At 68.9% G+C, this 12,701-nt stretch carries 11 protein-coding genes and 1 pseudogene; 4 read left to right on the top strand and 8 right to left on the bottom strand.

Translation table 11 applies throughout. The annotated features are described in order from the left end of the window. The first annotated feature begins 121 nt into the window (after positions 1-121). Positions 122-1,537 carry an MFS transporter gene (locus tag VHB92_RS02835; protein ID WP_325451162.1) on the top strand — a complete coding sequence of 472 codons (1,416 nt, stop codon included), beginning with the start codon at positions 122-124 and terminating at the stop codon, positions 1,535-1,537. A gap of 93 nt (positions 1,538-1,630) precedes the next feature. Here VHB92_RS02835 and VHB92_RS02830 read toward each other — a convergent pair whose 3' ends face one another. Continuing rightward, positions 1,631-2,107: an ATP-dependent zinc protease gene (locus VHB92_RS02830; RefSeq protein WP_325451160.1), complete on the bottom strand. Its 477-nt coding sequence runs from the start codon at positions 2,105-2,107 to the stop codon at positions 1,631-1,633. A gap of 26 nt (positions 2,108-2,133) precedes the next feature. Here VHB92_RS02830 and VHB92_RS02825 point away from each other — a divergent pair, with 26 nt between their 5' ends. Continuing rightward, a complete protein-coding gene (locus VHB92_RS02825) occupies positions 2,134-3,321 on the top strand; it encodes a RimK family alpha-L-glutamate ligase (RefSeq protein ID WP_325451158.1) in 1,188 nt (395 codons plus the stop codon). A 260-nt stretch (positions 3,322-3,581) separates the two neighbouring features. Here the strand turns inward: VHB92_RS02825 and idi are convergent, their stop codons facing one another. From idi to hemQ, 5 genes are read right to left on the bottom strand one after another with little or no spacing between them, the layout of a single operon-like run. Continuing rightward, on the bottom strand, positions 3,582-4,109 hold the full coding sequence (gene idi, locus VHB92_RS02820; protein WP_325451156.1) for an isopentenyl-diphosphate Delta-isomerase: 528 nt from the start codon (positions 4,107-4,109) through the stop codon (positions 3,582-3,584). Positions 4,110-4,168: 59 nt separating this feature from the next. Continuing rightward, complete coding sequence (locus tag VHB92_RS02815; protein WP_325451154.1) at positions 4,169-4,966, bottom strand: uroporphyrinogen-III synthase; 798 nt, start codon at positions 4,964-4,966, stop codon at positions 4,169-4,171. Further along, positions 4,966-5,943: a hydroxymethylbilane synthase gene (hemC, locus tag VHB92_RS02810; protein WP_325451152.1), complete on the bottom strand. Its 978-nt coding sequence runs from the start codon at positions 5,941-5,943 to the stop codon at positions 4,966-4,968. The genes VHB92_RS02815 and hemC overlap by 1 nt, the downstream gene beginning before the upstream one ends. Continuing rightward, positions 5,940-7,019, bottom strand: a complete 1,080-nt coding sequence (locus VHB92_RS02805; RefSeq protein WP_325451149.1) for a ferrochelatase — start codon at positions 7,017-7,019, stop codon at positions 5,940-5,942. Before VHB92_RS02805 ends, hemC begins: the two co-directional genes overlap by 4 nt. Continuing rightward, entirely contained in the window at positions 7,016-7,762 is a 747-nt protein-coding gene (gene hemQ, locus VHB92_RS02800; protein WP_325451147.1) for a hydrogen peroxide-dependent heme synthase, read from the bottom strand. The genes VHB92_RS02805 and hemQ overlap by 4 nt, the downstream gene beginning before the upstream one ends. Positions 7,763-7,965: 203 nt before the next feature. On the opposite strand from hemQ, the gene VHB92_RS02795 reads away from it, so the two are divergent. Beyond that, on the top strand, positions 7,966-8,238 hold the full coding sequence (locus VHB92_RS02795) for a hypothetical protein (RefSeq protein WP_325451144.1): 273 nt from the start codon (positions 7,966-7,968) through the stop codon (positions 8,236-8,238). A gap of 42 nt (positions 8,239-8,280) precedes the next feature. On the opposite strand, the gene VHB92_RS02790 is transcribed toward VHB92_RS02795, so the two are convergent. Both VHB92_RS02790 and VHB92_RS02785 read right to left on the bottom strand, forming a co-directional pair. Beyond that, the gene (locus tag VHB92_RS02790) at positions 8,281-10,212 is read right to left on the bottom strand and encodes an FAD-dependent monooxygenase (protein WP_325451142.1); all 1,932 of its coding nucleotides are present in this window, start codon (positions 10,210-10,212) and stop codon (positions 8,281-8,283) included. A gap of 74 nt (positions 10,213-10,286) precedes the next feature. Next, positions 10,287-11,687, bottom strand: a complete 1,401-nt coding sequence (locus VHB92_RS02785; protein ID WP_325451140.1) for an MFS transporter — start codon at positions 11,685-11,687, stop codon at positions 10,287-10,289. 286 nt (positions 11,688-11,973) lie between these two features. On the opposite strand from VHB92_RS02785, the pseudogene VHB92_RS02780 reads away from it, so the two are divergent. Beyond that, positions 11,974-12,687 (top strand): annotated as a pseudogene (locus tag VHB92_RS02780) (fumarylacetoacetate hydrolase family protein); the annotation flags it as partial. Positions 12,688-12,701: the final 14 nt, after the last annotated feature.

Here is a 12,701-nt window from a genome sequence, read left to right as displayed (position 1 = left end):
ACAGGGGCGGCCGGCGGTAGAGGGTTTCGACAGGCTCAAGCCGGCCGTGTGGGGGTCTGACAGGGCGAGGCTCGGCGGAAGGGACGCGTCGGTACGATCGAAGCGTGGGTACGGCGGAATCGTGAGCGATGCATCCACGCCGGAACCTCGACCGAACAGCTCGCGAACGCGCCTCGCCGTCGCCAGCCTCAGCCTGGGGACCGCGCTCAATCCGCTGAACTCCTCGATGATCGCGGTGGCGCTCGTCGACCTGCAGAAGACGTTCATGCTGGGCATCGCCGAGGCGACCTGGGTGATCACGGCGTTCTATCTCGCGTCGGCCGCAGGCCAGCCCTTGATGGGCCGACTGGGCGACAGGTTCGGTCCTCGACGGCTCTTCGTGTTCGGCATGTGCGTGGTGATGGTGGTCAGCGCGCTGACGCCGTTCGCGCCCTCCTTCGCGCTGGTGTGCGTCGGCCGCATCGGCCTCGCGATCGGGACGGCGACCGCCTTCCCGTCCGCTGTGGCGATGATCCGGCCGCTGAGCGCGCGATCCGGGGTGTCGTCGCCGCGGCTGCTCGGACGCATCCAGATCGCGAACACCGCGGGAGCCGCCGTCGGTCCTGTGCTCGGCGGGCTGCTGGTGAGCACACTCGGCTGGCAGGCGATCTTCGCTGTCAACGTGCCCCTCGCCGCGCTGGCACTGATCGGTACGAGGATGCTCGCGCCTGCTGACGAGCCGCGTCGCACCGAGCGATTCCGCCTGCTGATCGCCAACTCGGACATCCCTGGCATCGCGCTCTTCATCGGCATGCTCGTCGCGCTGCTCGTGTTTCTGCTCGGCCTGCAGTCTTCGCCGTCGTGGTGGCTGCTGGCCGCAGCAGTGCTGGCCGGGGCGGGCTTCGTGTGGCGGGAGCTGACGGCGTCCGTTCCCTTCATCGACCTGCGGCTGCTCGCCGCCAACCGGTCGCTGATGATGGTGTACCTCTGCTTCGCCGTGTTCAATCTCGTGTACTACACGGCGTTCTTCGGCCTGCCCCAGCTGCTGCAGGAGCACGGCGGATACAACGCCGGCATCACGGGGCTGCTCATGTTCCCGCTCGCCGCCGTCACTATCGGGCTCACGCCACTGGGCGCCAGATGGATCGAGACGCGAGGCCTGCGCTTCACGCTCATCGTCGGCGGGCTCGGCCTCATCGTCGGCGCCGGGCTGCTGTCGATCGCCGGCGTCACGACCAGCCCGATCGCGATCCTCCTGCTCACCGCGGCCATGGGCGCACCGTACTGCGTCGTGAGCATCGCGATGAGCCAGGCGCTCTACGCCTCTGCGGCGCCGAAGGACGTCGGGGTGGCCGCCGGCATCCTGCAGACCTCGCGGTACGTCGGCGCCATTCTCGCCACGACGGTGCTCGGCATCGTGTTCGTCAACGGATCGTCACCGGATGCTCCGCAGGAGTGGATCGCCGTGGTCGCCATCGCGACGGCGCTCGCGATCGTGCACGCCGTGCTGCTGTTCTTCTGGCATCCGCGGGCGTACGAGGAGCGGACGGGGCCCTAAGGTCCCGCGCCTGCCGCCCTCGATCCTCGATCGCGCCGGGAGATGGGATTCCGCGATGGCCGGACTAGCGGCGCGGCTGCCGGACGACCGGCCCTACACCCGCCCGCGGTTGCGCTTGCGGATGGGACGCGGCGCCTTGCCTCCGACGAACGAGCGGCCGGCGTCGACCACGAAGCCGCCCTGGCGAAGGGCCTGCCTGCCCACGAGCATCCTGAACCCCATCTGGTCGCGATTGGTCAGCGTGGTCTCGGCCAGCACCGTGCGGCCGAACAGCTCGAGCTCGAGGAGCACCACGTATCGGCGCTGGGCGTGGCCCGTCGAGCTTCGGACGACCCGCTGGTCGTGAACGGGACATTCGACGAGCACGGCATCCTCGTCGGATTCCTGCCACGGCCGCACCCGGAACCTCACCCGGTCGCCGCCGTCGAGCTCCTCGATGTCGAAGGCGTGCAGCGCCGAGCTGCGCGCTCCCGTGTCGAGCTTCGCCTTCATCCATGGCACATCGATCGCGGGCAGGGCAACCCACTCGCGCCACCCCACGACGGTGCTTGAATGGATGGTCTCGCCCATTCCCCCCATCTTTCCAGGAGCCCACGTTGAAGTTGGCCATTCTGTCGCGGGCGCCTCTGTCGTACTCGACCCAACGCCTGCGGACGGCCGCCGCCGACCGAGGCCACCGCATCAAGGTTCTCGACACGCTGCGCTTCTCGATCGATCTGTCGGGGGACGAGCCCGATCTGCAGTATCGCGGCAAGCTCCTGTCGGACTACGACGCCATCCTGCCCCGCATCGGCAACTCGATCACGTACTTCGGCACGGCCGTCGTCCGCCAGTTCGAGCAGATGGATGTGTACACCCCGAACACGGCGAACGGCATCACGAACTCGCGCGACAAGCTCCGTGCCAACCAGATCCTGTCGCGACACAACATCGGCATGCCAGCGACGGCCTTCGTGCACAGCAGGGCGGATGTGCGCACCGCCATCGAATCCGTCGGCGGCGCCCCGGTCGTGATCAAGCTCCTGGAGGGCACGCAGGGCATCGGCGTCATCCTGGCGCCGGAGGCGAAGATCGCCGAGGCGATCATCGAGACGCTGCACTCCACCAAGCAGAACGTGCTGGTGCAGTCGTTCATCGCCGAGAGCAAGGGCAGGGATGTCCGCGCCCTCGTCGTGGGGGATCGCGTCGTGGCCGCCATGCGGCGCGTGGCGAGCGGCGACGAGTTCCGTTCGAACGTGCACCGCGGCGGCTCCGTCGAGCGCATCGACCTGCCGCCGGAGTACGAGCAGGCCGCCGTGCGCTCTGCCCAGATCATGGGGCTTCGCGTCGCAGGGGTCGACATGCTCGAGGGCAACGACGGACCTCTCGTCATGGAGGTCAACTCGTCCCCGGGTCTCCAGGGCATCGAGGCCGCGACCGGGCTCGATGTCGCCGGGGCCATCGTCGACTACATCGACAACCAGGTCGCGTTCCCGGAGATCGACGTGCGCCAGCGGCTCACGGTGTCCACCGGATACGGCGTGGCCGAACTCATCGTGGGTGTCGGCGCCGACCTCGTCGGCAAGCGCCTGCGGGACTCAGGGCTCGACGAACGCGACATCACGGTGCTCACGCTGCACAGGGGCGCCGCCGTCGTGCCGAATCCGCGCGGCAACACCGAGCTCGAGGCTGGCGACCGCCTGCTGTGCTTCGGCAAGCTCGAGGAGATGCGCTCGATGATCCCCGCGCGGCGGCGACGCCGCACCAAGGTGCGCAAGCTGCCCAAGGATGCCCTGGCCGTCTGATCTTCTAGCCGTCTGACCGTCTGATCGCCTGAGCGACTGACCTTCTGACCGCGCGACCGCGGACCGCGCCCGGCCGCATCCGACTTCCGCGGGGCCTCGACCCGGTGCGTATTCAGGAAAAGGGGCCACTCGGCCGCGATATGCGGTCGAGCCTCGGCTGATCCTGAATTGCGCGGCAAACGGAGTAGGGCATTGCGCGGCGGACGGGGCAGGACGTTGCGCGGTGGAAGCTGCGGCGAGCGGCGAAGGAGCCGTCGCGCTCAGCGGTACAGCGGCATCAGCTTCGCCTGCTCGACGAGCCAGGCGCTGAACGCCCACGGTGCGCTCCGGAGCGCAGCGCCCAGCTCGGCAGGCGCCGCGACCGCGACCTCGGCGACCTCGGCCGGGTTGAGCACCGGCTCCCCCACCGCTCGCGCGACGTACACCGGGCACACCTCGTACTCGACGACGCCGTTCGAGTCGAGAGCGCGGTAGCGGAAGTCAGGGAGCACGAGGCGCAGCTCGGCGAGCCGGATGCCCAGCTCGTCGCGGGCGTGGCGGTGCACGGCATCCGCGACATCCTCCCCCGGAGCCGGATGCCCGCAGAACGCGTTCGTCCACACGCCGGGGAACGTCAGCTTGGACAGCGCCCGACGCGTCAGCAGCACTCTGCCGTCGTCGAGCAGCACATGACACGAGAAGCCCAGATGCAGCGGCGTCTCGGGTCCGTGCACCGTGACCTTCTCGGCGGTGCCGACGGACGCACCGCTGTCATCCAGAAGCACCACGCGGCTCGAGTCGACGGTCACAGTGTCGAGTCTGCCAGCATCGCGGATGCCGGCGACGAGGCCTGCCTCGCCGGCGTCGGTCACGAAGCCGCCAGGCGCGCCGCGGCCTGAGCGACCACGTCGACGAGCGAGTCGGCGGTGCGCTCGGGTGCGATCACGTCGACGCGCAGGCCGTACCCGCGGGCATCCCGAGCCGTTCGCGGCCCGATGGCCGCCACGAGCGTTGATGTCGGAACGGGCCCGAGCTGCTGCTGCACCTGCTCGGCGACGCTGCCGGAGGTGACGAGGATGGCGTTGATACGACCGGATGCGACGTCGGCCACCACCTGCTCCGCCACGGGGATGCCGACGGTGCGATAGGCCACGACGGACTGCACGGAGTGTCCCAGCGCCGTCAGCCCGTCGGTGAGCGTCGTCTTCGCGATCTCGCTGCGCAGCGTGAGCACGCGCAGCGGCACGACGCCTCGCGTCATCGCCGGCCACTCGCGCAGCATGCTGGAGGCCGAGCTGTCGTCGGCAGGAACGAAGTCGGCGCGGTATCCGGCGGCCAGCAACGCGGCGGCGGTGGTCTCGCCGACCGCCGCGATGCGCGTGTTGTGCGCGATGCGTGCCTGGTGGGCCGACAGCACATCGACTGTCGTGGCACTCGTGATGGTGACCCAGTCGAACTCTCCGGCGGCGAGCGACACCAGCGCGCTCTCGAGCGACGCCTCGTCGGAGGTCGGTGCGAAGTTGATCATCGGCGCCACGACGGGCGAGCCGCCGTGGGCCCGGATGTCCGCCGCGACCGAGTCGCCCCACGGACCACCGCGCGGCACGAGCACGCGCCAGCCGGCCAGAGGTTTCGCACCCTGCGTGGGGATCGGTCCCGTGGTCATCAGGCGGCACCTCCGAGCGGGGCGAGGTCCGCTGCCCCGGACTCGAAGAGCTCGTCGACGACGCGGCGGGCGGCATCCTGTGCTGCCTCAAGCAGGGCGGCCTGCCCGTTGCCCTCCAGGCTCACGGCGTGGGACGAGGTCAGGCGCCTGGTGCCGTCTGGCTGGTAGACGGTGGCGGTGAGGAACAGCAGGCCGTCTTCGACGAGTGCCGTCGTGCCGAGCGGGGCGGCGCATCCCGCTTCGAGCCCCGCAAGCACTCCTCGCTCGGCGGCCACGACAGCGCGCGTCGTCGCGTGGTTCACCGCGTTGAGCGCCTTCGCGAGCGCGCGACCCTGCTGCGACGCATCCTTCGCGCGACGCGTCTCCAGCGCCAGTGCGCCCTGCCCCGGAGCCGTCGGCCAGTCCGAAAGCTCCAGGTGCTGGGTGGCGGCATCCGCCCGGCCGAGCCGGCCGAGACCGGCGGCCGCGAGCACTATGGCGTCGAGCCTGCGGTCGTCGTCGACGTCGTCGAACACCCGGCCGAGACGCGTGTCGATGTTGCCGCGGATGTCCACGACCGTCAGGTCGGGCCGGCGCGACCTGACCTGGGCGATGCGCCGAGGCGAACCCGTTCCGATCCGCGCGCCGGCCGCCAGGTCGTCGAGCGTCAGCCCGTCTCTCGCGCACAGCACGTCGCGGGCGTCGGCCCGTTTGGGAACGGCGGCGAGCACGAGGTCGGGATGCTCGGCCGTCGGCAGATCCTTGAGCGAGTGGACGGCCACGTCAATCTCGTCGTTCAGCAGCGCCTCGCGGAGCGCTCCGGTGAAGACGCCCGTGCCGCCGAGCTGGGACAGCGACTCGCTCGTCGTGTCGCCATGCGTCGTGATCGTGACGAGCTCCACGTCGAGCCCCGACGCCCTGGCGAGCGAATCGGCGACCTGACGGGTCTGCGCCAGGGCAAGGGCACTGCCGCGAGTGCCGATTCGCACCGTTGTCATCGGGCTTCGACCTTCTCTCGACGCGCTCCGACGGGGCCGTGGTCCGGCCAGGGACCGAGGCCGGTGACATGCGGCCGCTCCTCGGCGGGAACGTCGTTCAGCCGCTCCTCGATCAGGTCGACGAGACCGGAGACGAATGCCGGATGCGTGCCCGGCGTCGGAACGCGCACCGCACGCAGTCCGTTCTCGACCGAGGTCGTCAGCGCCTCGTTGTCGAGGTCCCACATGACTTCCATGTGATCGCTGACGAAACCGAACGGCACGATGACGACCGCCTTGGTGTGGCCGTCCGCGGCGAGGTCGACGATGGCGTCGTTGATGTCGGGCTCGAGCCACGGTGTGCGCGGGTCGCCGGAGCGGGACTGATACACGAGCGACCACGGGATGCCGGCTGCCGCGGCATCCGAGACGGCATGCGCGACGGCGCAGTGCTGCGCGACGTAGGCCCCGCCCTTGCCGAACTGCGGGCCGGATGCCTCGGCGGCCGCGCTCGGGATGGAGTGCGTCACGAACAGGATGTGCATGTCGTCAGGGGCCACGGCGTCTCCGGCGCCGTCGGCCGAGTCGGCCGAGAGCTCGGCGACGGCCGCGCTCACGCCCTCGATGAACGGAGTGACGAACCCCGGGTGGTCGAAGTATTCGCGGATGCGGTCGATCGACACGACGTCGGTCAGGTCGTTCTCCGCGAGTGCACGCTCGAAGTCCTCCCGGTACTGGCCGACGCCGGAGTACGACGTGTACGCGCTGGTCACGAGTGCGAGCAGGCGATCGTGACCGGCCTCGTGCGCCTCGCGCACGGCATCCGTGAAGTAGGGATGCCAGTTGCGGTTGCCCCAGTGGATGGGCAGCTCGATGCCGCGCCGCGCCAGCTCGGCCTCGAGCGCGGCCTTGAGCTGCCGGTTCTGCTCGTTGATCGGGCTCACTCCGCCGTGGTACCGGTAGTGGTGAGCCACCTCCTCGAGCCGTTCGTCCGGGATGCCGCGCCCACGCGTGACGTTGCGCAGGAACGGGATGACGTCATCCTGACCCTCTGGACCGCCGAAGCTCGAGAGCAGGATCGCGTCGTATGTCGTCATTGCAAGACCTCAGGGATGTCTGTCACAGGAATGCGCCGACCCGTGTAGAACGGGACCTCCTCGCGCACGTGCCTGCGGGCATCCGTGGCGCGGAGATCGCGCATCATGTCGACGAGATCGACGAGATTGTCTGACTCCATCGGCAGCAGCCACTCGTAGTCGCCGAGAGCGAAGGCGGCGACGGTGTTGGCGAGCACCGAGCGGAACGCCGCACCCTTCCGGCCGTGGTCGGCGAGCATGCGGCTGCGCTCAGCGTCGGGGAGAAGGTACCACTCGTAGCTGCGTACGAACGGATAGACGACGAGCCACTGCCTGGGCTCTATGCCCTTGAGAAACGCCGGCACGTGGGCCTTGTTGAACTCGGCCCCGCGGTGCACGCCCATGGCGTTCCACGTGGGCAGCAGATCGCCGAGCAGCTTCGTGCGACGCAGACGGCGGAGCGCGGCCTGCACCTGCTCGGGCACGGGGCCATGCAGCCACACCATAAGGTCGGCGTCGGCCTTCAGCCCCGAGACGTCGTAGAAGCCGCGGATGGTGACGCCGCCGCTCTCCACCTCGGCCACGGCCGACTCGAGCTCCGACGTGGCCCATTCCACGTTCGGCTCCTCGAGGTCGAACGGTCGGCTCGGGTCACGTCGCAGCACGGCCCAGAGCGTGAAGCCGTCTGGCTGTGCTGTCTCGTCGGATTCGGGGTGCTGGGCAGGGGAAGCGGATGCCGCGTCGGCGGCCGCCGGGTGTGTCATGGCATCCAGTCTCCCCCGTTGCCCTCTGAGCAGCAAAAGCAGCCAGGAGGCCTTGACGCACGGCGGGTCGATTCGACGCGACGAGCAGTGCGTCGCTCGTCAAGCCCTTGGCTACTGACATATTTGGACGCAAGCTGAACAAACCTGAGGAATTACCGGCATGAACCGAATAAAACCCTGCTTCGTGGTGTTGATAGATACAAATGTCTGAATCGTTGAAGAACTCCAGCCGTGTCGCGGAGCAGTCCTCCACGAGCACGACCTCTCGCCGCAAGCGCCCGAGCCGCGCCAAGGCGAAGCCGATCATGGATGCCCGCGCGAAAGTGATCTCCGCCTTCCCGTGGGCCCAGAACCTGTCGTACACCGAGCAACAGCAGTTCGCTGACGAGCTCGCGCATCACCCGCGCGACCTCCCGAACGGCCAGCTCGAAGCGCTGATCCTCTCCTGGAAGAACCGGGCTCGTCGGGTCGCGTAGCACCGCGCCTGTAGCGCTGCGTTCGCGGTAGCCGCCTCAGTCTCACGACGTGGCGGCGGTCTTCGGCGCGCCCGATCGCGCGTTCGCCGGCGACGGAACCGGGATCATGACCCCGGCGAAGAAGTCGGCGAGCGCGTCGGTCTGCTCCGGCGGCAGCACGTGCGCGACGTACTGGTCGGGGCGGACGACCACGACGACTCCGCTTCGGGAGAGTTCCCGCGCCTCGAAGATGTCCTCGCCCGGTCCCGCCGCGTAGACCTTCTCCCAGTCGGTCAGCCCGAGCGGTCCGGTCTGCGGACGGAAGAGCGGGGGCACCTTGGCGAACTCCACCTCGTCGTACGTCTGCTGGTAGACGACCTTCACGTCGAAGACCGCGTCGACATCTGCGTCCTGCGGCGTGAAGCGCGCGATGGGCGAGTTCGGCGCATCCTGCATCCACTGCGCCCAGCTGTCGAGCGCGGATGCCTCGCCGGCGGCCGCAGCGTCGGCGAAGGCATAGATGCGCCACCTCCCGTCGGCTCTGGCGTGATGCCCGAGGTGCACGACATTGCCGTCGCAGACCCGCACGACCTCCGCCGACTTGAAGCGTCTGCCGATCGGGAATCCCGCTGCCAGCTCCTGGTGCACGGCCTCGCCGGTGATCATCGACGGGGTGTACTGGGTGAGGAACCCGGACGGGAAGTCCGAGGTGCGCACGTAGAAGTCGGCCAGTTCCTGCGGGCTCTCGAACTCCTCCGGCTTGCGTGCCATCAGCTGCGACCATTCCCGGTCGAAGTCGATGAGCTCTTGCGCCACGGGCTGCCGTTCGGCCGAGTAGGTCGCCAGCAACGACTCGGGGCTGCGCCCGGTGAGCACGCTGCCGAGCTTCCATCCGAGGTTGAAGCCGTCCTGCATCGACACGTTCATGCCCTGGCCGGCCTTCGCGCTGTGCGTGTGGCAGGCGTCGCCCATGAGGAAGACGCGAGGGGTGCGGTCCGATCCCTCGGGAACGTCGTCGAACTTGTCCGTCACCCGGTGACCGACCTCGTACACGCTGCTCCAGGCCACCTGCTTCACCTCGATGGTGTACGGATGCAGAATCTCGTTGGCCTTCGCGATGATCGCGTCGATCGGGGTCTCGCGCACCCTGTGATTGTCGTCGTCGGCCACCGGTCCGAGGTCGATGTACATGCGGCAGAGATAGCCGCCCTCTCGTGGGATGTGCAGGATGTTCCCCGCCTCGGCGTTGATCGCGCACTTGATGCGCCAGTCGGGAAAGTCGGTGTTAACCGTGACATCCATCACGCCCCACGCGTGCCTCGCGAACTCGCCGAGGTGCTTGCGCCCGATGGCGTCGCGCACCCGGCTCTTGGCGCCGTCGCCTCCGGCCACGTACTTCGCCTGCACCGTGCGTTCCTCACCCTTGCGGGGTCCGGCGACGTAGCGGAGGCGCACCTCGACGGGATGCTCGCCCTCTTCGTGCACCGTGAGCCCCGTGAACTCCACCCCGTAGTCGGGCACGATCCGGCCGGGGCCGTTGGCCGCAGCCTCGGCGAAGTAGTCGAGCACGCGTGCCTGGTTCACGATGAGGTGCGGGAACTCCCCGATGTGCTTGGCGTAGTCCTCGGTGCGCGAGGTGCGGACGATGTTCTGCGGGTTCTCCGGATCGGGTCCCCAGAAGTTCATGTACGCGATGTTGTACGCCTCTGCGACGATGCGCTCGGCGAACCCGAAGGCCTGGAACGTCTCGACGCTCCGCGGCTGGATGCCGTCGGCCTGCCCGAGCACGAGCCTCCCCGCTCGCTGTTCGACGACCCGCGTGCGGATGTCGGGATACTGCGAGAGCTGCGCCGCGAGCAGCATGCCTGCTGGACCGGAGCCGACGACGAGCACGTCGACCTCGTCGGGGAGGTCAGCGGGCCGGTCGATGCCCTCGCCGGCCGCCGGCAGCACCCGAGGGTCTCCTGAGACGTAACCCTGATGATGGAACTGCACTCCTGGTCACCCCTTCGTGGAACCCGGCCTTCGATCTCCAGCTTGAACGATCCGCCGCCCGCCGGCGACACCGATCATGCGTTCTTCAAGCCGTAGATCGGGCTCGCCTCCTGTTCCGGCTCGTGCTCGAACCCGAGCGGGATGCCCGTTCGATCGCGCAGCAGGAGCGTGGCCACGAGGCCGATGGCGGTCATCCCCGCCAGGTACCACGTGACGGATGCCGTGCTGTGTGTCGCCTGCACGAGCGCCTGAGCGATCGTGGGCGCGAACGCCCCACCGAGGATGGCGCCGATCGCGTACGAGATGGACACCCCGGAGAACCGGATCGAGGCGGGGAACAGCTCCGTGTACAGCGCCGCCTGCGGTCCGTACGTGAATCCGAGGCCGAGCGTCAGGATGACGAGGCCGAGGAAGAGCAGCCAGATGTTCCCCGAGTTCACGAGCGGGAACAGCAGGAACACGCCGATCAGCTGCATGATCCAGCCGACGATGTAGGTGGTGCGGCGGCCGATCCGGTCGGAGAACAGACCGGCGACCCACGTCGAGATCAGCCAGGTGACGGCGGAGCCGGCAACGGCCCACAGCACGGGTCCGCGTTCGAGACCGATCGGTCCTGCCGGGTCGGTGGCGTATCCCTGGATGTAGCCGCCCGTCGTCATGTATCCGACGGCGTTGTTGCCTGCGAACACCAGCGCGGCCACGATGACCAGCAGCACGTGTTTGCGGAACAGCTGCACGATCGGCATCCTGGTGCGTTCCTTGCGCTCGGCGATCTCCACGAACACCGGGCTCTCCTCCAGGCGGCGCCTGGCCCAGTAGCCGATGCCGATCAGTACGACGCTGAGCAGGAACGGCACCCGCCAGCCCCACGCCAGGAACGCGTCGCCTGGCGCGATGAGCGCCATGAGCGCCATGATTCCCGATGCCAGCAGCAGGCCGAGCGGAACACCGATCTGCGGCGACGACCCGAAAAGTCCCCGCTTGGTCTTCGGTGCGTGCTCGACGGCCATGAGCACGGCGCCGCCCCATTCGCCGCCGGCGGAGATGCCCTGCAGCACGCGCAGCAGGATGAGCAGTGTCGGCGCAGTTGCACCGATCACGGCGTAGGTGGGCAGTAGTCCGACGAGAGTAGTCGCAGCTCCCATCAGGATGAGCGTCACCACGAGCACCCGGCGACGGCCGTACTTGTCGCCGAAATGGCCGGCCAGGAACGCGCCGAGCGGCCGGAACAGGAAGCTCACACCGACCGTGGCGAACGAGAGGATCTGCGAGAACTGCGGACCCGCCGGCTGGAAGAACAGCTGCCCGAACACGAGGCCCGCCGCCGAGGCGTAGATGAAGAAGTCGTACCACTCCACGGTGGTGCCCACCACGGTCGCGAGCACCACGCGACGGCGGTCTGACGGCTGTGCGATGGTGCCGGTGTCGGTGAACCCGGCCCTGCCGGCCGTTCCGCGCTGCGTCGATGCATCCACTTCGCTGACTCCTTCGTCATGCCGCGATCGGTTGTCGCAATGCGACCGATCATATACGATTTGAGATACGATGCAACGGCGTCGGCAGCCTCAGCCAGCACAGCGACGCACACCTCGCGCGGCTCGACCAGGAATGCGAGGCGACCGACGCAGCGAACGCGACGACGCAGGCAGGAGTGCCACCGTGACCAGTGACAGCGCAGGGGCGGATGCGACGGCATCCCCCGTTCGTCCGGCCCGCGACGTCGATCCCCGTTTCGCCGCGCTTCCCTCACGCCCGGGCAAGATCGTGGCCGTGCATCTGAGCTACGCGTCGCGGGCTCGGCAGCGTGGCCGCCGGCCATCGGCTCCCTCCTACTTCTTCAAGCCGTCGAGCTCCGTCCAGGCGACAGGCGGCGAGATCGTGCGTCCGCTCGGCACGGAGCTGCTCGCCTTCGAGGGCGAGATCGCGCTCGTCATCGGCCGTGACGCGCGGTTCGTGTCTCTCCCCGACGCCTGGGACCACGTCGCCTGGGTCACCGCCGCGAACGACTTCGGCGTGTACGACCTGCGCACGAACGACAAGGGGTCCAACGCCCGCTCCAAGGGCGGCGACGGATACACGCCGATCGGGCCCGCCCTCATCGACGCCCGCGCCGTCGATCCTGCCGACCTGCGGCTGCGAACCTGGGTGAACGGTTCGATCGTGCAGCACGACACCAGCGAGGGGCTTCTGTTCCCGCTCGCGCAGTTCGTGGCCGACCTGTCGCAGCACTTCACGCTCGAGGCGGGCGACGTCATCCTCACCGGCACGCCGGCCGGATCCTCGGTGGTGCAGCCGGGCGACGTGGTCGAGGTGGAGGTGGATGCGCCGACCGCTCCCGGGCATCCCTCCTCCGGGCGGCTGACGACCACCGTCGTCGAGGGCACGCGGGCGTTCGACCCGGCGGTGGGATCCCTTCCCGCCGTCGATGACACGCAGCGCGCCGAGGCCTGGGGTTCGCTCGAGGCCGCGGGAATCGACCCGCACGGGGC

Origin of the sequence: Humibacter sp. (genome assembly GCF_035547335.1) — a bacterium.
Taxonomy (GTDB): domain Bacteria; phylum Actinomycetota; class Actinomycetes; order Actinomycetales; family Microbacteriaceae; genus Humibacter.
This window is presented reverse-complemented; position numbering and strand designations above follow the sequence as displayed.